Source organism: Pseudomonas frederiksbergensis, assembly GCF_003732275.1.
Taxonomy (GTDB): Bacteria; Pseudomonadota; Gammaproteobacteria; order Pseudomonadales; family Pseudomonadaceae; genus Aquipseudomonas; species Aquipseudomonas frederiksbergensis_H.
In genome coordinates this window covers 755819-781100 of the sequence record NZ_MOBM01000039.1, presented here as the reverse complement: position 1 = coordinate 781100, position 25282 = coordinate 755819, and the positions used below count along the sequence as shown (strand labels likewise).

Below are 25282 nucleotides of genomic sequence, written 5' to 3'. Positions count from 1 at the left end.
CCGCTTGTAGCGGGCGCGAAAAGCATCATCCATACAACCCGCTTTTAACGGGTGCAGACGCAGGCTCTTGAAAGGATTCAAGCCGAGGCAGTCATGGCTCTTCGGCTTTGAGTTCCTTTTCCATCTTCTGCAATTCCTGGGAGAAGGCCTGGTCCTGAACGGTGGCGCGTTTACGCCAGGGTTTGCGTTCGGGTTCGGGCTGAGCGGCGTAGGTGGTGACTTCCCCGCCGTAAACTTCCTTGTAACGTTGTTCCTGGCGCTCAAGTTCCGCGCGCAGTTCGTCTTTCGTCACAGTGCTACCTGATTGAGTTGAGATTAATTCTGGTGAAACGCGCTGCATCGATTTATTGACCACGCTCGTAGAAGGGACAATGCCTGACACGGCATCGTTCCCTCGGAGCAATCAATTCGTCCTTGTTGCAGGCGGCCACGGCACCAGAGAAGAACAGCTGACGTAGCATCAGTCTCCTGTTTCAGCGAGCGCGTTGGCGGTGCATATGAAATGAGCGTCAGGCGCTTGCTGCGGACAGCGGCAATGGATATTGCGCTGCCGGTTGGCGGAATCGGCACGTAAAAAACCGGTCGCCACTGAGATGTATTATAGCGGTCGATCCGAAGAACACTATCTCTTGAGAGTTAAAAGTAGTTCCTCGTGTGTGATTGTTTTGTTACTCGCAAACTTTTACCGGTAACTACGGTGCTGTGATGCCAGTTACAGCGATGACTTTCTGGCGTCATTAAGCCGGACGAATTAGTACACAGGTGCTTCTTTAAATCGTGACCGAAAATAACAATCGTATTGCATGAGGAGTGAAAGCAGCATGACTCACCATAAGCAACCATCGATTGCGATTATCGGCCTGCGGTTCGATAATCGCCCAATCTTGGTGGCCGGTGGCTTGTGTGTCAGACCGGGAGCCGCTTGTAATAGTCGCTGATCCGTGTGGGAAACAACCGATATGAACGATCAAATGCGCAATTCCTTCGCTTCAGTGGCACCGCCGATCGTTGCCTCGCCCGCCAAGCGAATCCAGGCCCTGACCGGTGACCCGGATTTCATGACCTCCTTGGCCCGTGGTCTGGCGGTGGTGCAAGCGTTCCAGGAGCGCAAGCGGCACCTGACCATTGCGCAAATCAGCCATCGCACGGAAATTCCCCGCGCCGCAGTGCGACGTTGCCTGCATACGCTGATCAAGCTCGGCTACGCCACCACCGACGGGCGTACCTATTCGCTGCTGCCCAAAGTACTGACTCTGGGCCATGCCTATTTGTCGTCGACGCCATTGGCGGTTTCTGCCCAGCCATATCTGGACCGCATGAGCGAGCAACTGCATGAGGCTTGCAACATGGCCACGCTGGAAGGCGATGACATTTTGTACATTGCGCGTTCGGCGACCACCCAGCGGCTGATTTCCGTCGACCTCTCGGTGGGCGGGCGACTGCCGGCCTATTGCACGTCCATGGGCAGGATTCTTCTCGCCGCGCTGGACGACACATCGCTGCGCGAATACCTCGACCATGCAGAGCTGCAAGCCAAGACCAGTCGCACCTTGCATACCCCCGAGGCATTGCTCGAATGCCTGCAAGAGGTACGGCAACAGGGCTGGTGCATCGTCGATCAGGAACTGGAGCAGGGCCTGCGCTCGATTGCCGTTCCGGTGTACGACGCTTCTGGCCAAGTAGTAGCGGCGTTAAACGTCAGCACCCACGCCGGCCGGGTCAGTCGCAGCGAGCTGGAACAGCGTTTCCTGCCCGGTCTGCTAAGCGCCAGTCGTGATCTGAGCGCGCAACTCTTTGCCTAAGCTGTTCGATAAACGCACAGAGTCGCGTTTATCGAATTGACGCTCTTTCCCTTGGATCATTAATGTCGCGGCAGCGTCATCCGGCTCTGTTGACCTTCAGTCAGCCGCCGGATCACGCCCCAATAATAATGAGAAGAGGCATCGTCATGCGCACGTTTCCCGACTGTCGCTGTTCCCTCCGGTTTAGCTGCCGAAACCGAATCGCCTGATCCCGACCTCCTTTCCTGTGACAGCGTCAGCCCTGGTTGGCACCTGTTCGACAGCGTTCTTTGCGTGGAATAAAAATAATGAACCAGCCTCAGTCTGCTGTAGGAAACTGCCTCGACGTGCAGTCCTTCATCAACGCTCAACCCATTTCGCGCTACCAATGGCGGGTGGTGATTCTATGTTTCCTGATTGTTTTCCTTGATGGCCTCGACACCGCGGCCATGGGTTTTATTGCGCCGGCACTGTCCCAGGACTGGGGCATCGATCGCGCCAGTCTCGGCCCGGTGATGAGCGCGGCGTTGATCGGCATGGTCTTCGGCGCTTTGGGTTCCGGTCCGTTGGCTGACCGCTTTGGGCGAAAAGTCGTACTGGTGGGCGCGGTTTTGTTATTCGGCGCTTTCAGCCTGGTGTCGGCCTACAGCACCAACGTCGATCAGTTGCTGGTACTGCGTTTCCTTACCGGCCTGGGCCTGGGCGCCGGCATGCCGAACGCCACCACGCTGCTGTCCGAATACACCCCGGAGCGCAAGAAATCCCTGTTGGTGACCAGCATGTTCTGTGGCTTCAACCTTGGCATGGCCGGTGGCGGGTTCATCTCGGCCAAACTGATCCCGGCCTTCGGCTGGCACAGCCTGTTGATGATCGGCGGGATTCTGCCGTTGATCCTCGTCGTCGTTTTGCTGTTCTGGTTGCCGGAATCGGCACGCTATCTGGTGGTGCGCAACCGTGGCACGGACAAAGTGCGCAAGGCCTTGGCGCCGATCGACCCGACGGTGGTGGCTCAGGCTTCGAGCTTCAGCGTGCCGGAACAGAAAACCGTGAAGGCGCGCAATGTGTTTGCGGTGATTTTCTCCGGCACGTACAGCACCGGTACGTTGTTGCTGTGGCTGACGTACTTCATGGGCCTGGTGATCGTTTACCTGCTGACCAGTTGGTTGCCGACGCTGATGCGCGACAGCGGCGCGAGCATGGAACAGGCGGCGTTCATCGGTGCGCTGTTCCAGTTTGGTGGGGTGTTGAGCGCAGTGGGTGTGGGCTGGGCAATGGACCGGTTCAATCCGCACAAGGTCATCGGCATTTTCTACTTATTCGCCGGGGTGTTTGCCTACGCGGTAGGGCAGAGCCTGGGCAACATTACATTGCTGGCAACCCTGGTGCTGGTGGCCGGGATGTGCGTCAACGGTGCGCAATCGGCGATGCCGTCTTTGGCGGCGCGGTTTTACCCGACTCAAGGGCGGGCGACCGGTGTGTCGTGGATGCTCGGGATTGGTCGCTTCGGCGCGATCCTCGGTGCGTGGATGGGGGCAACCTTGCTGGGCCTGGGCTGGAATTTCGAACAGGTACTGACGGCGCTGGTGATCCCGGCCGCATTGGCGACCACGGCAGTGGTGATCAAGGGCATGGTCAGTCATGCGGATGCGACCTGATCCGGCTGAGACAGTGGTGTAGCAAAAGATCGCAGCCTTCGGCAGCTCCTACAGAGGAAAGTGAACACCCGTAGGAGCTGCCGAAGGCTGCGATCTTTTGCAGGCGACAGAGAACGATAGCCAGACAACAATCTGTTCGATAAACGAACACTCAGTCGATTATCGGATTGTTTGGCGTTTTTCAGGGGCTTACTCTTCAGTCATTCCGGCGCTGAACCTCGCGCCTTTTTCTACCACTGTCGGTTCATAACAAAACGGGAGCCTGCCCCATGGCTGAAATCCTTTCGCTGCATGACGCGGTAAAGCAGTTCGTCAACGACGGCGATACCGTCGCGCTCGAAGGCTTTACTCACCTGATTCCTACGGCGGCGGGTCACGAAATCATCCGTCAGGGCAAGAAAGATCTGACCCTGGTGCGGATGACGCCTGACTTGATCTACGACCAGTTGATCGGTGCCGGTTGTGCTCGCAAGCTGATTTTCTCCTGGGGCGGTAACCCGGGCGTGGGCTCGCTGCACCGTCTGCGTGACGCGGTCGAAAGGCAGTGGCCGCATGCGCTGGAAATCGAAGAACACAGCCACGCCGACCTGGCCAATGCCTACGTCGCGGGCGCTTCGGGCTTACCGTTTGCTGTGTTGCGTGCCTACGCTGGCTCCGACCTGCCAAAGGTCAACCCGCTGATCAAAACCGTCACGTGCCCGTTCACCGGCGAAGTGTTGGCGGCGGTGCCGTCGGTGCGCCCGGACATCACCGTGATTCACGCGCAGAAAGCCGACCGCAAAGGCAACGTGCTGCTCTGGGGCATTCTCGGCGTGCAGAAAGAAGCGGCGCTGGCCGCCAAGCGCTGCATTGTCACTGTTGAAGAAATTGTCGACGACCTCAATGCACCGATGAACGCTTGCGTGCTGCCGACCTGGGCCTTGAGCGCGGTCTGCCATGTACCGGGTGGCGCGCATCCGTCCTACGCCCACGGTTACACCGAGCGCGACAACCGCTTCTATCAAGCCTGGGACCCGATTGCCCGCGACCGTGAAACCTTCACCGCGTGGATCAACGAGTACATCCACGGTTGCGCTGACTTCAGCGAGTTCCAGGCCAAGCTGGCCGCTGCTTCGGAGGCCAAGTAATGACTTACACCACCAATGAAATGATGACCGTTGCCGCCGCCCGCCGTCTGAAAAACGGTTCGGTATGCTTCGTCGGCATCGGCCTGCCGTCGAAAGCCGCCAACCTGGCGCGTCTGACTTCCTCGCCAGATGTAGTCCTGATCTATGAATCGGGTCCGATCGGTGCCAAGCCGAGCGTATTGCCGCTGTCGATCGGTGACGGTGAACTGGCGGAAACCGCCGACACTGTCGTCCCGACCGGTGAGATTTTTCGCTACTGGTTGCAGGGCGGGCGCATCGACGTCGGTTTTCTCGGCGCCGCGCAAGTCGACCGCTTCGGTAACATCAACACCACGGTGGTGGGTGACTACCATCAGCCGAAAGTTCGCCTGCCGGGTGCCGGTGGCGCGCCGGAGATCGCCGGCTCCGCCAAGAGCGTGCTGATCATTCTCAAGCAGTCGGCGCGCTCCTTTGTCGACAAACTCGACTTCATCACCTCGGTAGGCCATGGCGAGGGCGGGGACTCACGCAAGCGTCTCGGCCTGCCGGGCGCCGGTCCTGTCGGCATTATTACCGACCTGTGCATCATGGAACCCGAAGCGGATACTCATGAATTCGTGGTGACTGCGCTGCACCCAGGCGTGACTCGCGAGCAAGTGATTGCCGCCACCGGTTGGGCGATTCGTTTTGCCGATCAGGTGGAAAACACCGCCGAGCCAACCGATGTCGAGCTGACCGCGCTGCGCGGTCTGGAAGCCCGCACCGCTGCGGCCCACGGCCAAGCACCCGGAGAAGCCTGATGCGTGACGTTTATATCTGTGACGCCATTCGCACCCCCATCGGCCGTTTCGGCGGCGGCCTGTCGGCAGTTCGCGCCGATGACCTGGCCGCCGTGCCGATCAAGGCGCTGATGGCGCGCAACCCCTCGGTGGACTGGAACGCGGTGGACGAGGTGTTCCTCGGTTGCGCCAACCAGGCCGGCGAAGACAACCGCAACGTGGCACGCATGGCATTGCTGCTGGCGGGCCTGCCGGAAACCATTCCCGGGGTTACCCTCAATCGTCTTTGCGCTTCGGGCATGGATGCGATCGGCACTGCGTTCCGGGCCATCGCCAGTGGCGAGATGGAGTTGGCGATTGCCGGCGGCGTCGAGTCGATGTCTCGCGCACCGTTCGTGATGGGCAAGGCCGATGCGGCGTTCTCGCGCAACATGAAACTGGAAGACACCACCATCGGCTGGCGTTTTATCAACCCGTTGATGAAAGCCCAGTACGGCGTGGACGCGATGCCGCAGACCGCCGATAACGTGGCCGACGATTACCAGGTTTCCCGCGCCGATCAGGATGCTTTCGCCCTGCGCAGTCAGCAACGCACAGCGGCCGCGCAAGCCGCAGGATTTTTCGCCGAAGAAATCGTCGAAGTGCGCATTGCCCACAAGAAGGGTGAAAGCGTCGTTACACAAGACGAGCATCCCCGCGCTGACACGACACTGGAAACCCTGGCCAAACTCAAACCGGTCAATGGTCCGGATAAAACCGTTACCGCCGGCAACGCTTCCGGCGTGAACGACGGTGCGGCGGCGTTGATTCTGGCCTCCGGCGACGCGGTGAAGAAACATGGCCTGACCGCCCGCGCTCGTGTGTTGGGTATGTCGAGTGCCGGTGTCGCACCGAGGGTGATGGGTATCGGCCCGGTGCCAGCGGTGCGCAAATTGACTGAACGCCTGGGCCTGGCGGTCAGCGATTTCGACGTGATTGAACTCAACGAAGCCTTCGCCAGCCAGGGCTTGGCCGTGCTGCGTGAACTGGGGTTGGCGGATGATGCGGCCCAGGTCAACCCGAACGGTGGCGCCATTGCCTTGGGCCATCCGCTGGGCATGAGCGGTGCTCGTTTGGTACTGACCGCGTTGCATCAACTGGAAAAGACCGGCGGCAAGAAAGGCCTGGCGACCATGTGCGTCGGTGTCGGCCAAGGTCTGGCCTTGGCGATCGAACGGGTCTGACACGCTGGCTGTGAATTAAAAGCGTCGACTAATAAGAACTGAGGAAAGCGCAATGACTGACAAACCTGGTTACCGTCGCCCGCAGGCGGGCACTCAGCCGGAATACCTGCACCCTCCTTATCAATCCACCAACCTTCGCTCGCCGTCCAAGCCGTTGGTGTTTTTGCCTCATTCTCTGTCGGAAATCACCGGCCCGATCATTGGCGCCGAGCGCATCGCGGAGCAGGACAATGACCTGACTTCCCAGCACTCAGGCGAACCACTGGGTGAGCGGATCATCATCCACGGCCGTGTGCTGGATGAAAACGGCCTGCCGGTGCCGGGCATTTTGGTAGAGATCTGGCAGGCCAACGCCGCCGGTCGCTACAACCATGCGCGCGACCTGCACGACGCGCCGCTGGACCCGAACTTCACCGGCACCGGCCGCACCGTGACCGACGCCGATGGCTGGTATCAGTTCCAGACCATCAAGCCTGGCGCCTATCCGTGGGGCAATCACCACAACGCCTGGCGCCCGGCGCATATCCATTTCTCACTGTTCGGACCGAGTATTCTCACGCGCCTGGTGACCCAGATGTATTTCCCGGGCGATCCGTTGCTGGCTTACGACCCGATCTACAACTGCGTGCCTGATACGAGTGCTAAAGAGCGCCTTATCGCCAGTTTCGACCTGGAAAAAACCATCCCTTCCTATGCCCTCGGTTATCGCTGGGACATCGTCTTGCGCGGCCGCGAAGCCACGCCGATGGAGAAATAAGATGACGCTGAACGCGACCACGTCCCACACCGTCGGGCCGTATTACCACATCGGCCTGACCTGGCTGAACCGTGAAGACCTGACCGTTGCACAGACCCTCGGCGAGCGCGTGGCGATCACCGGGCAAGTCGTCGATGGCAATGGCGACTTCGTCAACGACGCCATGCTCGAAGTGTGGCAGGCCAACGCCGCCGGTAAGTACGATCACCCCGAAGACGATCAAGACAAACCCCTGGACCCGAACTTCGAAGGGTTTGGCCGGGTGCCGGTGGATGCAGAAGGGCGCTTCCGCTTTACCACGATCAAACCGGGCACAGTGGAAGGCTTGAAAGGCACGACCCAGGCGCCGCATTTGGTGGTGCTGGTGTTTGCTCGCGGGTTGGTGAAGCACTTGCTGACGCGGATTTACTTCGACGGCGAACCGGCCAACGTGGCGGATCCGTTGCTGGAGTGCGTGCCGGCTGAACGCCGCAGCACCTTGCTGGCGAAGCAGGACGTTGCGGGTGTTTATCAGTGGAATGTGATTTTGCAGGGGACGGATGCGGAGACGGTGTTTTTTGATTATTGAGTGATCGTTGCTCTTGTGGCGAGGGAGCTTGCTCCCGCTGGCTTGCGAAGCAAACCCAAACCCGGCTTACAGGATGTATCAGGCAAACCGCGCCAACCGGTTTTACGACTGCTTCGCAGCCGAGCGGGAGCAAGCTCCCTCGCCACAGAGATTGCGTTGCTCTCAGGTTATGCATTTGCGGAACGGGACTGTTGCTAAATGTGTCTAGACTCTCACGGTCCCCAAAAGAGTGAAGAATGATGACAACTCTCACAGCTCTCTACACCAGTGAAGAACGCAACAAAAGGATCTTTGCGATTGTCGGCGCCTCGTCCGGCAACCTGGTTGAATGGTTCGACTTTTACGTCTACGCCTTCTGCGCAATCTATTTCGCCCCGGCGTTTTTCCCCTCCGACAACCCCACGGTGCAGCTGGTGAACACGGCGGGCGTCTTCGCTGCCGGCTTTCTGATGCGGCCCATCGGCGGCTGGATCTTCGGTCGGGTGGCGGACAAACACGGGCGCAAGAATTCGATGATGATCTCGATTCTGATGATGTGCTTCGGGTCGTTGCTCATCGCCTGCTTGCCGACCTACAACAGCATCGGGGTCTGGGCGCCGATCATGCTGTTGTTCGCGCGCTTGCTGCAGGGTTTGTCGGTGGGCGGCGAGTACGGCACCACCGCGACCTACATGAGCGAAGTCGCCCTCAAGGGCCAGCGCGGTTTCTTTGCCTCATTCCAGTATGTGACGCTGATCGGCGGGCAGTTGCTGGCGGTGTCGCTGGTGGTGATCCTGCAGCAGTTTCTCAGCGAGGATGAATTGCGTGCCTATGGCTGGCGAATTCCGTTCGTGGTCGGTGCGGCCGCTGCGTTGATTTCGTTGTTCCTGCGTCGTGCGCTCAAGGAAACCAGCAGCAAGGAAATGCGCGAAAACAAGGACGCCGGCAGCATCCGTGCGCTGTTCCGCGATCACAAGGCTGCGTTCATCACCGTGCTGGGTTACACCGCCGGCGGTTCGCTGATTTTCTACACCTTCACCACGTACATGCAGAAGTACCTGGTGAATACTGCCGGCATGCACGCCAAGACCGCGAGCTACATCATGACCGGCGCGCTGTTCCTATATATGTGCATGCAACCGTTCTTCGGCATGCTCGCCGACAAGATCGGCCGACGCAATTCGATGCTTTGGTTCGGTGCCCTCGGAACGTTGTTCACCGTGCCGATCCTGTTGAGCCTGAAAAGTGTCAGCAGTCCGTTCCTGGCCTTTGTCCTGATTACCCTGGCGCTGGCGATCGTGAGTTTCTACACCTCGATCAGCGGTCTGGTGAAAGCCGAAATGTTCCCGCCAGAGGTGCGCGCCTTGGGCGTCGGCCTGGCGTATGCGGTGGCCAATGCCATCTTCGGCGGTTCGGCGGAGTATGTGGCGCTGAGCCTTAAAGCCGGGGGCATGGAAAACTCGTTCTATTGGTACGTGACGGTGATGATGGCGGTCGCGTTCCTGTTCAGCCTGCGTCTGCCGAAACAGGCGAAGTATTTGCAAAACGACCTTTGATCTTTACGCGGGGGCCTGACCGGCCCTCGCCTGCAAGGACTGTTTATGAATCAGCGACCGGGCAATCAATTGTTCGATGCCTACTTCACGGCACGCGACATGCGTGAGGTGTTCTGTGATCAGGGCCGGGTTCAGGCCATGCTTGATTTCGAAGCGGCACTCGCTCGCGCTGAGGCACGGGTTGGCCTGATTCCGCAGACGGCTGTCGCGTCTATCGAAGCGGCATGTCGGGCCGAGCATTACGACTTCGCCGCGCTTGGTGAGGCCATTGCCACGGCGGGGAACTCGGCGATTCCACTGGTCAAGGCACTGGGCAAGCAGATCTCGAAGAACGATGCCGAAGCCGAGCGTTACGTGCATCTGGGCGCGACCAGCCAGGATGTAATGGACACCGGCCTGGTGCTGCAACTGCGCCGCGCGCTGGAATTGATCGAAGTTGATCTGATGCAGCTGGGGGAAACCCTCGCGACCCAGGCCTGGCGTTATGTCGCCACGCCGCTGGCCGGGCGCACCTGGTTGCAACACGCGACACCGGTCACCCTCGGCATGAAGATCGCCGGTTGGTTGGGGGCAGTAACGCGCAGCCGTCAACGTCTGCAGGAACTCAAACCACGTTTGCTGGTGCTGCAATTCGGCGGCGCTTCCGGCACCCTCGCGGCCCTCGGCGAGCAGGCGATGCCGATTGCCGAAGCCTTGGCCGCAGAACTGCAACTGACCTTGCCGGATCAACCCTGGCACACCCAGCGTGATCGTCTGGTGGAGTTCGGTGCGGTGCTTGGATTGATCGCCGGCAGCCTCGGCAAACTCGGCCGCGATATCAGCCTGTTGATGCAGACCGAGGCCGGCGAAGTGTTTGAGCCGTCGGCGCCGGGCAAGGGCGGTTCCTCGACCATGCCGCACAAACGCAACCCGGTGGGCGCAGCGGTGCTGATCGGCACGGCGACGCGGGTGCCGGGTTTGCTCTCGACCTTGTTCAGCGCGATGCCGCAGGAGCACGAACGGAGCCTTGGCCTGTGGCATGCCGAATGGGAAACCCTGCCGGAGATCTGCTGTTTGGTGTCAGGCAGTCTGCAGCAAGCGCTGTTGGTGGCCGACGGACTGGAAGTGGACGCCGACCGAATGACGCGCAACCTCGACCTGACCCAGGGCCTGGTGCTGGCCGAAGCCGTGAGCATCGTCCTGGCGCAACGGGTCGGTCGCGACACTGCGCACCATCTATTGGAGCAATGCTGCAAACGCGCAGTGGCCGAGCAACGTCATTTGCGCGCGGTACTCGGTGACGAGCCGCAGGTGACTGCCGAACTGTCGGATGCCGAACTCGATCGTCTGCTGGACCCTGCCCATTACCTCGGTCAGGCCCATACCTGGGTCGAGCGAGCGGTGGCTGAACATTTTGCGTTGACCTCTTGAAGGAGACTGCTGTGGCATTCGTACAACTCGCCGAGGGCGAACTGCACTACCTAATTCAAGGGCCGCAACTCGATGGCCCTATCGAGGCGCCGGTGCTGGTGCTGTCCAACTCACTGGGTACCGACCTGCACATGTGGGACGCGCAGATCCCGGCGTTCACCGAGCATTTTCGCGTGCTGCGTTTTGATACCCGAGGTCACGGCCAGTCGTTGGTGACGCCGGGGCCGTACAGCATCGAGCAACTGGGCCGCGACGTGCTGGCGCTGTTGGATGCCTTGCATATCGAACGCGCGCATTTCTGTGGTCTGTCCATGGGCGGGTTGATCGGTCAGTGGCTGGGGATCAATGCCGGTCAGCGATTGAACAAACTGATCGTGTGCAACACCGCGGCGAAAATCGGCGATCCGTCGGTATGGAATCCACGGATCGAAACCGTGCTGCGTGACGGCGGGGTGGCGATGGTTGCCCTGCGCGATGCGTCGATTGCACGCTGGTTCACTCCGGATTTTTCTGCGGCGCATCCAGACACAGCCAAACAGATCACCGACATGCTCGCGGCGACTTCGCCCGAAGGCTATGCGGCCAATTGCGCGGCTGTACGTGATGCCGATTTCCGCGATCAGTTGTCCTCGATTCAGGTGCCGCTGCTGGTGATCGCCGGCACTGAAGATGCGGTGACGCCGCCGTCCGGCGGGCATTTCATTCAGGAACATGTGCGTGGCGCCGAGTACGCCGAGTTCTACGCCGCGCACCTGTCCAACGTCCAGGCCGGCGCTGCGTTCAGCGACCGAGTAGTGGCGTTTTTGTCAGCTCATTGAGGGGATTGTTGTGGACGAGAAACAACGTTACGACGAGGGCCTGAATGTTCGCCGCGCAGTACTCGGCGACGCCCATGTCGACCGCAGCCTGAACGCGCTGACCGAGTTCAACTCGGAGTTTCAGGAGATGATCACCCGCCACGCCTGGGGCGACATCTGGACCCGCCCGGGCTTGCCGCGCCATACCCGCAGCCTGATCACCATCGCCATGCTGATCGGCATGAACCGCAACGAAGAACTCAAACTGCACCTGCGCGCCGCCGCCAACAACGGCGTGACCCGCGCCGAGATCAAGGAAGTGATCATGCAGAGCGCGATCTACTGCGGCATCCCGGCGGCCAACGCGACCTTCCACCTGGCGGAATCGGTGTGGGATGAGTTGGGGGTTGAATCGCGCGAGTGATCCGCGAAAGTTGTATTACCTGAACTGCCGCCTTCGCGGGCAAGCCTCGCTCCTACAGGTGTGCGGTGTGACGCTAATTTTGTGTTCACCGAAGATTCCTGTGGGAGCCGGGCTTGCCCGCGATGGCGGCAGTACATTCAATATTGATGTGACTGAACGATTGCCTTCGCGAGCAGGCTCGCTCCCACAGTTGTCCGGCGTGAACGCAAGTTTTGTGTTCACTGAAGATCCTTGTGGGAGCCGGGCTTGCCCGCGATGGCGGCAGTACATTCAATATTGGTGTGACTGAAAGATTGCCATCGCGAGCAGGCTCGCTCCCACAGTTGTCCGGCGTGAACGCAAGTTTTGTGTTCACCGAAGATCCTGTGGGAGCGAGCCTGCTCGCGATGGCGGTAGTGGGATTTACAGCAGACTGATCGGATAGCTGATGATCAACCGGTTCTCGTCGAACTCGTTGTTGCTGAAGTCGCGGCGGATGGTCGAGTTGCGCCATTTGACGTTGAGGTCTTTGAGCGTACCGCTCTGCACGGTATAGCCCAGTTCGCTTTCGCGGCCCCATTCCTTGCCATCGGTGGTGGTTGCGGTGTGTACGTTGTCGCCGCTGATGTAGCGGTTCATCAGGGTCAGGCCCGGCACGCCGAGGGCGGCGAAGTTGTAGTCGTGGCGCAGTTGCCAGGATTTTTCCTTCGCGTTGTCGTAGCTGGCGTTGTAGCTGTCGTTCGCCAGGGTGCCGCCGCTGGTGCCGTTGACCCGCATCCAGGCGCTGTCGCCGGTGAGTTTTTGCAGGCCGAAGTAGAAGGTGTTGCCGCCATATTTGGCCGAGAACAGGCCCGACCAGGTCTTGTTGTCCAGCTCGCCAGCCCGGGCGCTGCCGTCATCCTTACCGTAGAAGAACCCCAAATTGGCGCCGAATGTCCAGTCGCCCAGCGGTTGGGTGTGGATCAAGTTGACGTATTGCTGGCTGTAGATGTCCTTGAGTTCAGCGTTCCACAGGCCGATCTGAGTGCGCTTGCCGTTGAAGGCGTATTCGCCGCCCTGGAAGTTGAAGCGGTCTGAGGTGAACGCCGCTTTGCCGGTCATCGACATGTCGTTCATGCTGCTGTCATCGCGCGGGCTGTTGGCGCGGAACTGGCCGCCGTAGAGGGTCAGACCGTCGATTTCCTTCGAGGTGATCTGGCCGCCACGGAAGGTTTGCGGCAGCGAGCGGCCGTCGTCCGAACGCAAGATCGGCAATACCGGCATCCATTCGCCGACCTTCACTTCGGTCTGGGACAGCTTGGCCTTGAATGCCACGTTGGTGCGACCGAAGTTGTCTGCCGGGCGACCATCGTGGTCCAGTGGCAGCAGCTGCGTCCCACCGGTGCCTTTGCCGCCGTCGAGCTTGACCGAATACAACCCCAGCACGTCCATGCCGAACCCGACGGTGCCTTGGGTGAACCCGGATTTAGCGTCGAGGATGAAGCTTTGCGTCCACTCTTCAGCCTTGCCCTGGGTCTTGGTCGGGTTGGTGAAGTTACGGTTGATGTAGAAATTACGCAGGTTCAGGTTGACCTTGGCGCCTTCGACAAAACCGGCTTCCTCGGCCATGGCGGGCAGGGCCGCACCGGCCAGTGCGATGGCGATCAGGCTGGGAAAGAAATACTGCGTGGAAGGCGTCATGAGCTCGGGTCTCTCTAATTCTTGGAGGTGAAACAGGGCGGTGCCGCAACGTTCGGGTTGCAGACAAATGATTCGAATTCAGAAAAGCGGGGGCGAAATCAGCCGGACAGGGCAGGGCGCGGGAGCATGGTGTCGAACCTGTTGTTATTGGTTTTGTACGACAGATGGTGAGGGAAACGGACTAAATGGTTCAATCGGGGGAGGGCGGGTTCTGGGCGATTATCGAACAGCAAAAGATCAAAAGATCGCAGCCTTCGGCAGCTTCTACGCAGGTACGCGATTCCATGCAGGAGCTGCCGAAGGCTGCGATCTTTTGATCTGGCTTTTCCTGCAGCCAACAAAAAGCCCACCAATCGGTGGGCTTCGTGTTTACCGCGCTATCAGAACAACTTCATCTTCGGCGCTTCTTCTTTCAACGGCTCGTTCTTCGCCGTCTGTTCATTCCAGCCACCACCCAACGCCTTGTACAGATTGACCGCGCTGACCAGCTGCGCCAGACGGTCGGTGATCAGCGCTTGTTGGGCACTGAACAGCTGGCGCTGGGCATCGAGGAAGGTCAGGTTGCTGTCGACACCGATGCGGTAGCGACGCTCGGCCAGACGGTAGTAGTCCTGGTTGGCGCTGACGAAGTCACGCTGAGCCTGCAACTGCTCGGTGTAGGTCTGGCGTGCGGCCAAGCCATCGGCGACTTCCTGGAAGGCCGTTTGAATGGACTTCTCGTAGTTCGCCACGCCGATGTCTTTCTGGATTTTGGAGTAATCCAGGCTGGCGCGCAGGCTGCCGGCGTTGAAGATCGGCAGGTTGATCTGCGGCTGGAACAACCAGGTGCCCGAACCGCCCTTGAACAGACCGGACAGGTCCGGGCTCAGGGAGCCGGCATTGGCGGTCAGGCTGATGCTCGGGAAGAACGCAGCCCGTGCCGCGCCGATGTTGGCGTTGGCAGCCTTGAGGTTGTACTCGGCCTGAAGGATGTCCGGACGACGTTGCAGCAAGTCCGACGGCAGGCCGGCCGGTACTTCGCTCAGCAGGTCGTCCGACAGTGGCCTGGCCGCTTGCAGATTGGCCGGGATACCGGTGCCGAGCAGCAGCACCAGGCTGTTTTCATCCTGGGCGACCTGACGGGTGTATTTAGCCTGTTGCGCACGGGCGTTTTCCACCGAGGTACGCGACTGGGCCAGATCCAGCGCCGAGGCTACACCCACTTCGTTGCTGCGCGAGGTGAGCTTGTAGCTCTCCTCGAAGGCCCCGAGAGTTTCCTGGGTCAGTTTCAGCAGCTCCTTGTCAGCCTGCCAGGTCAGATAGGCATTGGCCACACTGGCCACCAGGCTGATCTGCGTGCTGCGGCGCGCTTCTTCAGTGGCGAAGTATTTCTGCAGGGCTTCTTCGCTCAGGCTGCGAACCCGACCGAACAGGTCGAGTTCATAGGCACTGATGCCGACGGTGGCCGAATAGGAACTGCTGATGGCCGCTTCACCGGTTTGCGAGGCCCGTGCCGGAACTCGCTGACGGCTGCCGCTGCCGGTGGCCGAAACGGCCGGGAACAGATCGGCACGCTGGATGCGGTACTGAGCCGCATACGCGTCGATGTTCAGCGCCGCGACGCGCAGGTCACGGTTATTCTCCAGCGCGGTCTGAATCATCTGTTGCAGCGCCGGGTCGTGGAAAAACTGCTTCCAGCCCTGTTCGGCGGCGGCCTGGTTAGGCGCCTGGGCCGGCGAATACGCCGGGCCTTGCGGGTATTGGCCCGCCACCGGTGCTTCGGGTTGCTGATAATCGGGTATCAGCGAGCAGCCGCTCAGCACGAAGGCGGCGACTGCGATGGAGAGTAGCGACTTGCTCATTAGCCAGCCTCTTTAGAAGGTTCAATGGCGTCATCCTGGTCGGCGACTTTGCGCTGGCCCATGGACGACACAGTGACGAAGAACAATGGAACCCAGAAGATCGCCAGGATCGTGGCCGTGAGCATACCGCCAATCACGCCGGTACCGATCGCATGTTGGCTACCCGAACCTGCGCCCGTGGAAATGGCCAGTGGAACCACACCGAGCACGAACGCGAGCGAGGTCATGATGATCGGTCGCAGACGCATCCGGCAGGCTTCGATTGCGGCATCGCGCAGGCTACGTCCTTGCTCATGCAGTTCCTTGGCGAACTCGACGATCAGAATGGCGTTTTTCGCTGCCAGACCGATCGTGGTCAACAGCCCCACCTGGAAGTACACGTCGTTGGACAGGCCGCGCAGGCTGGTCGCCATCAGCGCACCGATGATCCCCAGCGGCACCACCAGCATCACCGCGATCGGGATCGACCAGCTTTCATACAACGCCGCCAGACACAGGAACACCATCAGCAGCGACAAGGCGTACAACGCTGGCGCTTGCGAGCCGGACAGACGTTCCTCGTACGACAGACCGGTCCAGGAAATACCGACACCGGCCGGCAGTTTCCTGGCCAGGGCTTCGACTTCGGCCATCGCTTCACCGGTGGAATAACCTGGCGCCGGGGCACCGAGAATTTCCATCGCTTCTACGCCGTTGTAACGGGCCAGTTTCGGCGAACCGTAGATCCATTCACCCTTGGCGAACGCCGAGAACGGAACCATGGTGCCGGCGCTGTTGCGCACGTACCACTTCTTCAGGTCTTCGGGGCTCATGCGAGCGCCGGGCAGGCCTTGTATGTAAACCTTCTTCACTCGACCGCGGTCGATGAAGTCGTTCACATAGCTACTGCCCAGGGCAATCGACAGGGTGTTGTTGATGTCAGTGAGGGTCACGCCCAGGGCGCTGGCCTTCTCATCGTCGATTTCCAGCTGGTATTGCGGCTCGTCGTTCAGGCCGTTCGGACGCACTTGCGACAGGACCTTGCTTTGCGCTGCCATGCCGAGGAACTGGTTGCGTGCCGCCATCAGCTTCTCGTGACCGATCCCGGCGCGGTCCTGAAGGAACACGTCGAAACCGGTGGCGTTACCCAGTTCCAGTACCGCCGGTGGCGCGAAGGCAAACACCATGGCGTCGCGGAAGGTAAAGAAGTGCTGTTGGGCACGGGCCGCCAGTTTGAACACGCTGTTGTCGGCGTTACGTTCCTCCCACGGTTTGAGCATGATGAACGCCATGCCCGAACTCTGGCCACGGCCGGCGAAGTTGAAGCCGGTCACGGTAAACACCGAGGCCACCGCGTCGCCTTCCCCGCCCTCGTTGCTCGGACGCAGCAGGAATTCGCGCATTTCGTCCACGACCACTTGCGTGCGCTGGGAGCTGGAACCGGCCGGTGTCTGCACCTGAGCAAACAGTACGCCCTGATCTTCTTCCGGCAGGAATGCCGTTGGGATACGGGTGAACAGCCAGATCATGCCAACCACGATGATCAGGTACGCCAGCAGGTACGGAGCCTTGTGCGCGAGCATGTTGCCCACGCCGCGCTCGTAGCTTTTGACGCCACGGTCGAAGCTGCGGTTGAACCAGCCGAAGAAGCCGCGTTTCGGCGTGCCGTGCTCACCTTTCGGAATTGCTTTGAGCATGGTGGCGCAGAGCGCCGGGGTGAAGATCAACGCCACCAGTACCGACAGGGCCATGGCCGAAACGATGGTGATCGAGAACTGCTTGTAGATCACACCGGTGGAGCCACTGAAGAACGCCATCGGCAACAGTACCGCCGACAGAACCAGGGCAATACCGACCAGGGCACCCTGGATCTGCCCCATGGATTTCTTGGTGGCCTCCTTGGGTGACAGGCCTTCTTCGCTCATGACCCGTTCGACGTTTTCCACCACGACGATGGCATCGTCCACCAGCAAGCCGATGGCCAACACCATACCGAACATGGTCAGGGTGTTGATGCTGAAACCGAACGCCGCGAGGATCCCGAACGTACCCAGCAATACCACCGGCACGGTCATCGTGGTGATGACGGTGGCGCGGAAGTTTTGCAGGAACAGGAACATCACCAAAAACACCAGCACGATCGCTTCGACCAGGGTTTCAACCACGCCCTTGATCGACTCGGTCACCACCGGGGTGGTGTCGTACGGGAACACCACTTCCATCCCTTCCGGGAAGAAGGGCTTGAGGGTGTCAATGGTATTGCGCAGGGCTTTTGCGGTATCGAGGGCGTTGGCGCCATTGGCCAGTTTCACTGCCAGACCGGAGGCCGGGGCGCCGTTGAACTGGGCGCTGATCGAGTAGTTTTCACCGCCCAGACCGACTTCCGCAACGTCGCCGACACGTACTTGCGAGCCGTCCTTGTTGACCTTCAGCAGGATCGCCTTGAACTGTTCGGCGGTTTGCAGACGGGTCTTGCCGATGATCGTAGCGTTCAGTTGCTGGCCGGGCAGGGCAGGCAAGCCGCCGAGTTGACCGGACGAGACCTGGACGTTCTGCGCCGCGATGGCGGTTTTCACGTCCACCGGGGTCAGGTTGTAGTTGTTCAACTTCGCCGGGTCGAGCCAGATCCGCATCGCGTACTGGGCACCGAAGACCTGGAAGTCACCGACACCGGCGGTGCGCGAGATCGGGTCCTGCATGTTCGACACGATGTAGTTGGACAGGTCGTCCTTGGTCATGCTGCCGTCGCGCGACACCACGCCGATGACCATCAGGAAGTTTTTCACCGACTTGGTCACGCGGATACCCTGTTGCTGCACTTCTTGCGGCAGCAGCGGGGTGGCCAGGTTCAGTTTGTTCTGGACCTGAACCTGCGCGGTATCGGAGCTGGTGCCCTGCTCGAAGGTCGCGGTAATGGTCATGTTGCCGTCGGAGTTACTTTCCGACGAGACATAACGCAGGTTGTCGATACCGTTGAGCTGTTGCTCGATCACTTGCACCACGGTGTCCTGCACGGTTTGTGCAGACGCGCCCGGGTAGGTCACCGAGATGGCAATGGCCGGAGGCGCAATGCTCGGGTATTGGTTGATCGGCAGTTTGAGGATCGATAAAGCCCCGACCAGCATAATCACCAGGGCAATCACCCAGGCGAAAATCGGACGGTCGATAAAAAATTTTGACATGGTTTACTCCCCTTTGCCGCCGACAGCTGTGTTAGCTGCCTGTGCGGGGGCCGGGCTCTTTGCGCCAACGTTAGTGGCTTCAGTGGCCTTGACTTCGACACCAGGTCTGACGAATTGCAGCCCTTCGGTGATCACGCGATCGCCTGCCTTCAGACCGTCTTCAATCAGCCATTGGTTACCGACGGTTCGGCTGGCCTTGAGCTGACGCAGTTCGACCTTGTTGTCCGGACCGACGACCAACGCGGTCGGAGAGCCTTTGAGGTCGCGGGTCACGCCTTGTTGCGGGGCCAGAATCGCCGCGCTGTCCACACCGGCCTGCAACTGTGCGTGAACGAACATGCCCGGCAGCAGGGTGTGATCAGGGTTCGGGAACACGGCCCGCAGGGTCACGGAGCCGGTGGTCTGGTCAACCGAAACTTCGGAGAACTCGAGCTTGCCGTCCAGCTTGTACTGGCTGCCGTCTTCCAGAGTCAGCTTGACCGCGGCGGCATTATCACCCGCCTTTTGCAGACGACCGGTTTCCAGCTCGCGGCGCAGCTCAAGCAGCTCCACCGAAGACTGGGTGACGTCGACGTAGATCGGGTCCAGTTGCTGAATGACTGCCATGGCGTCGGTCTGGCCGCTGCTGACCAGCGCGCCTTCGGTCACCGAAGAACGACCGATGCGACCGGAGATCGGTGCGTAAACCTTGGTGTAGCGCACGTTGATCTGGGCGCTCTGCAGGGACGCTTCCGATTGCAGGCGATTGGCCAGCGCGGTGTCGTATTCCTGACGGCTGACAGCCTGTTCGTCGACCAGTTGCTTGTAGCGGTCGGAGATCGACTTGGTCGAACGCAGGTTGGCTTCGGCGCTTTTCAGGGTCGCGTCATAGACCGATGGGTCGATCTGGTAGAGCTGCTGACCGGCCTTGACGTCGCCGCCTTCCTTGAACAGTCGCTTGAGAATGATGCCGTTGACCTGTGGGCGAACTTCGGCGATGCGGAATGCACTGGTGCGCCCCGGAAGTTCGGACGTCAGGGTGAAGGCTTGTGGTTGCAGGGTTACGACGCCGACCTGAGGGGCTGGTGCGGCAGGTGCCGCCTCTTCCTTTTTACATCCGCTGAGCAGCGATGCCAGGGCGACGGCAGTAACCAGAGCGGTAACAGCTGGCTTGAATTGCATGAAGATCCTCGGGTCAGGCGCGCAAATTGCGCACAAGAAATGTGGAAGGTTAAAAAATTTTTTCCGGGTGGATAAGTAGCTTGCTAATGAATATACTTACGTTCATGGTTGTTTGTAAAGGCCTTGGCGGTGTACCCACACGGTTACATAAGCCGTTCAAAGGTTGGAATTGTAGGCCGCAGACGAAGCTCGAGAGCGCTCGCCCCACTTTTATTCAGCTGATATTCAGACATCGCTGAAGCACACCCTGATTGAGGTTTTACTGCCATGGTCCGTCGTACCAAAGAGGAAGCTCAAGAAACCCGAAGCCAGATACTCGAAGCGGCAGAAAAAGCCTTTTACGAGCGGGGCGTGGCCCGCACGACGCTGGCGGATATCGCGACCCTGGCCGGTGTGACTCGCGGGGCCATCTACTGGCATTTCAGTAATAAGGCGGATCTGGTGCAGGCGATGCTCGACACCTTGCATGAGCCGCTGGATGAAATGGCCAAGGCCAGTGAAAGCGAAGATGAACTCGATCCGCTGGGCTGCATGCGCAAGCTGCTGATTCATTTGTTTCATCAAGTTGCTCTGGACCCGAAAACCCGACGCATCAACGAGATTCTGTTTCATAAGTGCGAATTCACCGATGAAATGTGCGATCTGCGCCAGCAGCGCCGAACGGCCAGTCTCGATTGCAATGTGCGAATCGCTCTGGCCCTGAGTAATGCGGTGAATCGCGGGCAGTTGCCGGAAAACCTCGACACTGCCCGCGCGGCCATCAGCCTGCATGCGTATATCGATGGCATCCTGTATCAGTGGCTGTTGGCTCCCGACAGTTTTCAACTGCACACCGAAGCCGAGCGTTGCGTCGATACAGGGTTGGATATGCTGCGCTTGAGTCCGAGCCTGCGCAATTGAAACAAAATGCGTAATTGGATCCGTTTGTGTCAAGACTTGAAGCGGGGAATGTCCCTGCTTCGCTCGCCTTTCTGTAATGGGGTGCTTTTATATACGTACGTTTGCCAGGTTGATAGGTAGCGAGCTACGTATTTTGTAGGAATTTTGTGTCGAGTCTGTGAATGAATGTTAACAACCCGGGCTACAAGGGCGCCGAGCAGCCGATCAAGGGTATTGCGCTGATCTGCCTGGCGGTTTTGTTGTTCGCCAGTCACGACACGTTGTCCAAGTACCTGTCCGGGTTCTACCCGATTGTGATGGTGGTTTGGGCACGCTACGTGGTGCATACCTTGTTGATGCTGGTGATTTTCGTGCCACGCAGTGGTTTCTCGGTGGTAGTGCGCACCAAGCGTCCGGGTTTGCAGTTATTACGCGCCCTGTGCCTGATCGGCACCAGCCTGTTTTTCACTACCGGTCTGCGTTACATCCCCTTGGCTGAAGCCACCGCCGTCACCTTTCTTGCTCCTTTATTGGTGACCGCGTTGTCCGTACCGTTGCTGCATGAGCGGGTAACCCGCAATCAGTGGCTGGCGGTGCTGGGTGGATTTGTCGGCGTGTTGATCGTCGTGCGGCCCGGCGGTGCGCTGTTCACCCCGGCGATCTTGTTGCCACTGTGCTCGGCCTTGTGTTTTGGCTTCTATCAATTGCTCACCCGCCTGCTCAGCGGTATCGACAGCCCGACCACCAGCAACTTTCTCACCGGCATTCTCAACAGCCTGATCATGACTGCGCTGTTGCCGTTCTTCTGGAGCACGCCGACGCTGCTGCATGGCCTGTTCATGATCGGGCTGGGCACTTGCGGCATGCTCGGTCACATGTTGCTGACCCAGGCCTTCCGCCATGCGGCCCCGGCGATGCTGGCACCGTTCAGTTACGGGCAGATTCTATTTGCCGGGATATACGGGTATTTGATCTTCGACCATACCCCGGACAGCTTTGGCGTGATCGGTATCACGGTGATTTGCCTCAGCGGTCTTGCGGTCGCCTGGGGACAGCGCAAGCGCTGACAGGATCTGTAGGAGCTGCCGAAGGCTGCGATCTTTTGATCTTCCAACGCAAAAGCCCCGGCTCTTTCGAGTCGGGGCTTTTGCATTTCTACGCGGACGTTTACAGCGCTGGGTAGTCGATGTAACCGACCGGCCCTTTCGCATAGAACAGTTCCGGACGTGCTTCATTCAACGGCGCATCGGCCTTCAAACGCGCCGGCAGATCCGGGTTGGCAATGAACGGTACACCGAACGCCACCGCATCAGCCTTGCCGCTGGCCAGCCACTCGTTGGCGCTGTCCTTGGTGAAGCGTTCGTTGGCGATGTACGGGCCGCCGAAGGCTTCTTTGAGTTGCGGGCCGAGGCTGTCGGCACCTTCCTTCTCGCGGGAGCAGATGAAGGCGATGCCACGTTTGCCCAATTCGCGAGCGACGTAGGTGAAGGTTTCGGACAGGTTGTCGTCGCCCATGTCATGGGAATCGGCGCGCGGCGACAGGTGCACACCGACGCGGCCCGCGCCCCAGACTTCGATCGCAGCGTCAGTCACTTCCAGCAACAGACGCGCACGGTTTTCCAGGGAGCCGCCATAGTTGTCGGTGCGCTGGTTGGTGCTGCTTTGCAGGAACTGATCGAGCAGGTAACCGTTGGCGCCGTGGATTTCCACACCGTCGAAACCGGCGGCCTTGGCGTTCTCGGCACCGACGCGGTAAGCGTCGATGATGTCGGCGATTTCAGCGGTTTCCAGCGCGCGCGGGGTTGGGAAGTCGGCCAATGGACGAACCAGGCTGACATGGCCTTTAGGCTGGATGGCGCTCGGCGCGACCGGTGCTTCGCCGTTCAGGTAAGAGGGGTGGGAAACCCGACCCACGTGCCACAGTTGCAGGAAGATTTTGCCGCCCGCGCCGTGGATCGCTTTGGTCACGTTGCTCCAGCCGCGCACCTGGTCGTTGGACCAGATGCCGGGAGTATCCGGATAGCCGACGCCCATCGGCGTGACCGACGTGGCTTCGCTGAGGATCAGGCCGGCAGAGGCGCGTTGCACGTAGTACTCGGCCATCAGCGCGTTCGGCACACGGCCTTCATCGGCGCGGCAGCGGGTCAGTGGCGCCATGATGATGCGGTTGGCCAACTCGAGGTCGCCCAGTTTGATCGGATCGAAAATAGTCGTCATTTAATAGCTCTCTTTTGGAGATCAGTTAGAAGTAGCAGGGGCCAGTTTGGGATCGCCGCTCTGACGGAAAGTAATCAGGGTCACCAGCAGGGCGAGTACTGCCAGCGCGGCAGCCGCGAGCGGCACGCTGGTGAGACCGAAGCCGTGGGCGATGACGCTGCCGCCGACCCAGGCACCCAGCGCGTTGCCGACGTTGAAAGCGCCGATGTTCAGGGTCGATACCAGGTTCGGTGCCGCCTTGCCGTAGGTCACAACGTTCACTTGCAGGGCGGGTACGGCGGCGAAGCACGCGGTGGCCCAGAGGAACAGGGTGATTTCGGTCGGGATCACGGCAATGCTGGTCCAGGTCAGCACGGTGGACACGACCGCCATGGTGATGAACACACCGATCAGCGTCGCAGCCAGGCTTTTGTCCGCCAGCTTGCCGCCGATGATGTTGCCGACCGTCAGGCCCAGGCCGATGAGCATCAAGGTCCAGGTCACGCCGCGTGGCGAAACTCCGGTGACCTCGCCCAGCAGAGGCGCGACATAGGTGAACAAGGTGAAGACCGAGGCAGCGAACAGCGCAGTCATGCTCAGGGACAGCCAGATGCCGGCCCCCTTGAGGGCGCGCAGTTCGGCGCGCATGTCGAGTTTCTCTTCATCGCGCTTGGCCGGCAGGAAGCGGATCAGGCCGATCAGCGCAATCACACCGATCACGGTCACCGCCCAGAAGGTCGAACGCCAGCCGGCTTCCTGACCGAGCGCAGTGCCCAGCGGCACGCCGAGGACGTTGGCCAGGGTCAGGCCGGTGAACATCAGGGCCACGGCCGACGCGCGTTTGTTGGCCGGCACCAGACCTGCCGCCACCACCGAACCGATGCCGAAGAAGGCGCCATGACATAGCGCGGTGACCACACGGGCAAACATCAAAACGTTGTAGTCACTGGCCAAGGCGCAGAGCAGGTTGCCGATGATGAAGATGCCCATCAACGCTACCAAAGCGGCCTTGCGTGGCAGTCTGGCGGTGGCCAGTGCCATGAACGGTGCACCGATGGCCACGCCCAGGGCGTAACCGGTCACCAGCCAGCCGGCGCCGGGGATCGACACACCGAGATCGGCCGCCACCTCGGGCAACAGGCCCATGATGACGAACTCGGTGGTACCGATGGCGAAGGCGCTCAAGGCCAGAATGAGTAGCGAGAGGGGCATTGTCAGTTCCTTGTCGGAGCGCGGAGCTCCTTGTCGATGGCGTCGAGAAACGCCTGAATCACGTCCTCGTTGCGTTTGAAGAAGTGCCATTGACCGGCTTTCTGGCTGCTGATCAGTCCCGCCCGTTGCAAGGTCGCCAGATGGGCGGACACGGTCGACTGCGACAGACCGCAGCGTTGATCGATCTGTCCGGCGCAAATGCCGTACTCATGGTTGTGGAGCTGTTCCGGGAACTGGGCCTTGGGGTCTTTCAGCCAGATGAGGATGTCTCGGCGTACTGGGTGTGCCAGCGCTTTTATTATTTCGTCGAGGTCGATGGTCATGGTTTGGGCTCGTGATGAGTAAAACGCTATATCGCGATGAAGCGAACTTTAAATCGGTACTTCGCGATATACCAATATGATTTTGGTCTGATAGCCATGTAAATCGGTATATCGGGTTATAACGATATGGATGTCGCAGTGTTAAGCTGCGCGCATGAACTATCTCGCACATCTGCACCTCGGTGGCCAGCGCCCCGGTCAAATGCTCGGCAGTCTGTATGGCGATTTCGTCAAAGGACGGCTGCAAGGGCAGTTCGATCCGGAGATCGAAGCGGCCATCCAGTTGCACCGCAGCATCGACGTGTTTACCGACCGCCATCCGCTGGTGGACATCGCCTTGTCGCGGTTTTCCATCACACGCAGGCGTTACGCCGGGATCGTGCTCGATGTGTTTTTCGACCACTGCCTGGCGCGGGACTGGGAGTTGTACGCCGACCGTCCGCTGGCGCAGTTCACTTCCGACGTTTACCGGGTGCTGTCCGCCGAGCCGCAGTTGCCGGAGCGCCTGGCGATGATTGCGCCGCACATGGTGGCCAATGACTGGTTGGGTTCTTACCGGGAATTTGCGGTGCTGGAGCAGGTACTGCGGGGGATTTCGCGCAGGTTGACCCGACCGGAGGAGTTGGCCGGGGCGATGCAGGAATTGCGACGATTGTATGAACCGTTGAGTGAGGATTTTCGGTTGTTCTATCCCGAGTTGCAGGACTTTGCCCAAAACTATCCAGCGACATAAAAACAATGTGGGAGCGAGCCTGCTCGCGATAGCGGTGTGACATTCAGCATCATCATTGAATGTTAAATCGCTATCGCGAGCA

22 protein-coding genes are annotated in these 25282 nt (G+C 59.9%); 14 read left to right on the top strand and 8 right to left on the bottom strand.

Features of this window, described 5'->3' with window-relative positions; all coding sequences use genetic code 11:
- Positions 1-91: 91 nt before the first annotated feature.
- Positions 92-292: a hypothetical protein gene (locus BK662_RS29790; protein WP_007903846.1), complete on the bottom strand. Its 201-nt coding sequence runs from the start codon at positions 290-292 to the stop codon at positions 92-94.
- A 667-nt stretch (positions 293-959) separates the two neighbouring features.
- Here BK662_RS29790 and pcaR point away from each other — a divergent pair.
- The 11 genes from pcaR (at position 960) to pcaC (ending at position 12035) form a co-directional block, all read left to right on the top strand.
- Positions 960-1802 carry a pca regulon transcriptional regulator PcaR gene (gene pcaR, locus BK662_RS29785; RefSeq protein WP_007903845.1) on the top strand — a complete coding sequence of 281 codons (843 nt, stop codon included), beginning with the start codon at positions 960-962 and terminating at the stop codon, positions 1800-1802.
- A gap of 287 nt (positions 1803-2089) precedes the next feature.
- A complete protein-coding gene (gene pcaK / locus BK662_RS29780; protein ID WP_123360534.1) occupies positions 2090-3436 on the top strand; it encodes a 4-hydroxybenzoate transporter PcaK in 1347 nt (448 codons plus the stop codon).
- A 269-nt stretch (positions 3437-3705) separates the two neighbouring features.
- Positions 3706-4563: a CoA transferase subunit A gene (locus BK662_RS29775; protein ID WP_007903838.1), complete on the top strand. Its 858-nt coding sequence runs from the start codon at positions 3706-3708 to the stop codon at positions 4561-4563.
- Complete coding sequence (locus tag BK662_RS29770) at positions 4563-5342, top strand: CoA-transferase subunit beta (RefSeq protein WP_123360532.1); 780 nt, start codon at positions 4563-4565, stop codon at positions 5340-5342. Before BK662_RS29775 ends, BK662_RS29770 begins: the two co-directional genes overlap by 1 nt.
- Entirely contained in the window at positions 5339-6544 is a 1206-nt protein-coding gene (gene pcaF, locus BK662_RS29765) for a 3-oxoadipyl-CoA thiolase (protein WP_173667551.1), read from the top strand. Before BK662_RS29770 ends, pcaF begins: the two co-directional genes overlap by 4 nt.
- Before the next feature lie 52 nt (positions 6545-6596).
- Entirely contained in the window at positions 6597-7301 is a 705-nt protein-coding gene (gene pcaH / locus BK662_RS29760) for a protocatechuate 3,4-dioxygenase subunit beta (RefSeq protein ID WP_123360530.1), read from the top strand.
- A 1-nt stretch (position 7302) separates the two neighbouring features.
- Positions 7303-7869 (top strand): protocatechuate 3,4-dioxygenase subunit alpha, encoded by a 567-nt coding sequence (pcaG, locus tag BK662_RS29755; protein ID WP_123360528.1) that lies wholly within the window; start codon positions 7303-7305, stop codon positions 7867-7869.
- A 239-nt stretch (positions 7870-8108) separates the two neighbouring features.
- Entirely contained in the window at positions 8109-9404 is a 1296-nt protein-coding gene (locus tag BK662_RS29745; RefSeq protein ID WP_123360736.1) for an MFS family transporter, read from the top strand.
- A 45-nt stretch (positions 9405-9449) separates the two neighbouring features.
- Positions 9450-10814 (top strand): 3-carboxy-cis,cis-muconate cycloisomerase, encoded by a 1365-nt coding sequence (locus BK662_RS29740; protein ID WP_123360527.1) that lies wholly within the window; start codon positions 9450-9452, stop codon positions 10812-10814.
- Positions 10815-10825: 11 nt separating this feature from the next.
- Positions 10826-11632, top strand: coding sequence for a 3-oxoadipate enol-lactonase (pcaD, locus tag BK662_RS29735; RefSeq protein WP_123360524.1), 807 nt, complete (start codon positions 10826-10828; stop codon positions 11630-11632).
- 10 nt (positions 11633-11642) lie between these two features.
- Entirely contained in the window at positions 11643-12035 is a 393-nt protein-coding gene (gene pcaC / locus BK662_RS29730; RefSeq protein ID WP_123360523.1) for a 4-carboxymuconolactone decarboxylase, read from the top strand.
- Positions 12036-12437: 402 nt separating this feature from the next.
- On the opposite strand, the gene BK662_RS29720 is transcribed toward pcaC, so the two are convergent.
- From BK662_RS29720 to emhA, 4 genes are all read right to left on the bottom strand, one after another.
- Positions 12438-13694, bottom strand: coding sequence for an OprD family porin (locus BK662_RS29720; protein WP_123360519.1), 1257 nt, complete (start codon positions 13692-13694; stop codon positions 12438-12440).
- A 380-nt stretch (positions 13695-14074) separates the two neighbouring features.
- Positions 14075-15535 carry an efflux RND transporter outer membrane subunit EmhC gene (gene emhC, locus BK662_RS29715; RefSeq protein ID WP_123360517.1) on the bottom strand — a complete coding sequence of 487 codons (1461 nt, stop codon included), beginning with the start codon at positions 15533-15535 and terminating at the stop codon, positions 14075-14077.
- Entirely contained in the window at positions 15535-18696 is a 3162-nt protein-coding gene (emhB, locus tag BK662_RS29710; protein WP_123360515.1) for an efflux RND transporter permease subunit EmhB, read from the bottom strand. Before emhB ends, emhC begins: the two co-directional genes overlap by 1 nt.
- A gap of 3 nt (positions 18697-18699) precedes the next feature.
- Positions 18700-19857 carry an efflux RND transporter periplasmic adaptor subunit EmhA gene (gene emhA, locus BK662_RS29705; RefSeq protein WP_123360513.1) on the bottom strand — a complete coding sequence of 386 codons (1158 nt, stop codon included), beginning with the start codon at positions 19855-19857 and terminating at the stop codon, positions 18700-18702.
- Between the two features lie 267 nt (positions 19858-20124).
- On the opposite strand from emhA, the gene emhR reads away from it, so the two are divergent.
- Both emhR and BK662_RS29695 read left to right on the top strand, forming a co-directional pair.
- Positions 20125-20757, top strand: a complete 633-nt coding sequence (emhR, locus tag BK662_RS29700) for an efflux system transcriptional repressor EmhR (protein WP_038979269.1) — start codon at positions 20125-20127, stop codon at positions 20755-20757.
- A gap of 161 nt (positions 20758-20918) precedes the next feature.
- Positions 20919-21803: a DMT family transporter gene (locus BK662_RS29695; RefSeq protein WP_123360512.1), complete on the top strand. Its 885-nt coding sequence runs from the start codon at positions 20919-20921 to the stop codon at positions 21801-21803.
- A 100-nt stretch (positions 21804-21903) separates the two neighbouring features.
- On the opposite strand, the gene BK662_RS29690 is transcribed toward BK662_RS29695, so the two are convergent.
- Genes BK662_RS29690 through BK662_RS29680 form a run of 3 tightly spaced genes read right to left on the bottom strand, consistent with a single transcriptional unit; the run spans position 21904 to position 24467 of the window.
- Positions 21904-22953: an alkene reductase gene (locus BK662_RS29690; protein ID WP_123360510.1), complete on the bottom strand. Its 1050-nt coding sequence runs from the start codon at positions 22951-22953 to the stop codon at positions 21904-21906.
- Between the two features lie 21 nt (positions 22954-22974).
- The gene (locus tag BK662_RS29685) at positions 22975-24144 is read right to left on the bottom strand and encodes an MFS transporter (RefSeq protein WP_123360508.1); all 1170 of its coding nucleotides are present in this window, start codon (positions 24142-24144) and stop codon (positions 22975-22977) included.
- Positions 24145-24146: 2 nt separating this feature from the next.
- Positions 24147-24467 (bottom strand): ArsR/SmtB family transcription factor, encoded by a 321-nt coding sequence (locus BK662_RS29680; RefSeq protein ID WP_123360506.1) that lies wholly within the window; start codon positions 24465-24467, stop codon positions 24147-24149.
- A gap of 154 nt (positions 24468-24621) precedes the next feature.
- Here BK662_RS29680 and BK662_RS29675 point away from each other — a divergent pair, with 154 nt between their 5' ends.
- A complete protein-coding gene (locus tag BK662_RS29675) occupies positions 24622-25200 on the top strand; it encodes an acyl carrier protein phosphodiesterase (protein ID WP_123360505.1) in 579 nt (192 codons plus the stop codon).
- Positions 25201-25282: the final 82 nt, after the last annotated feature.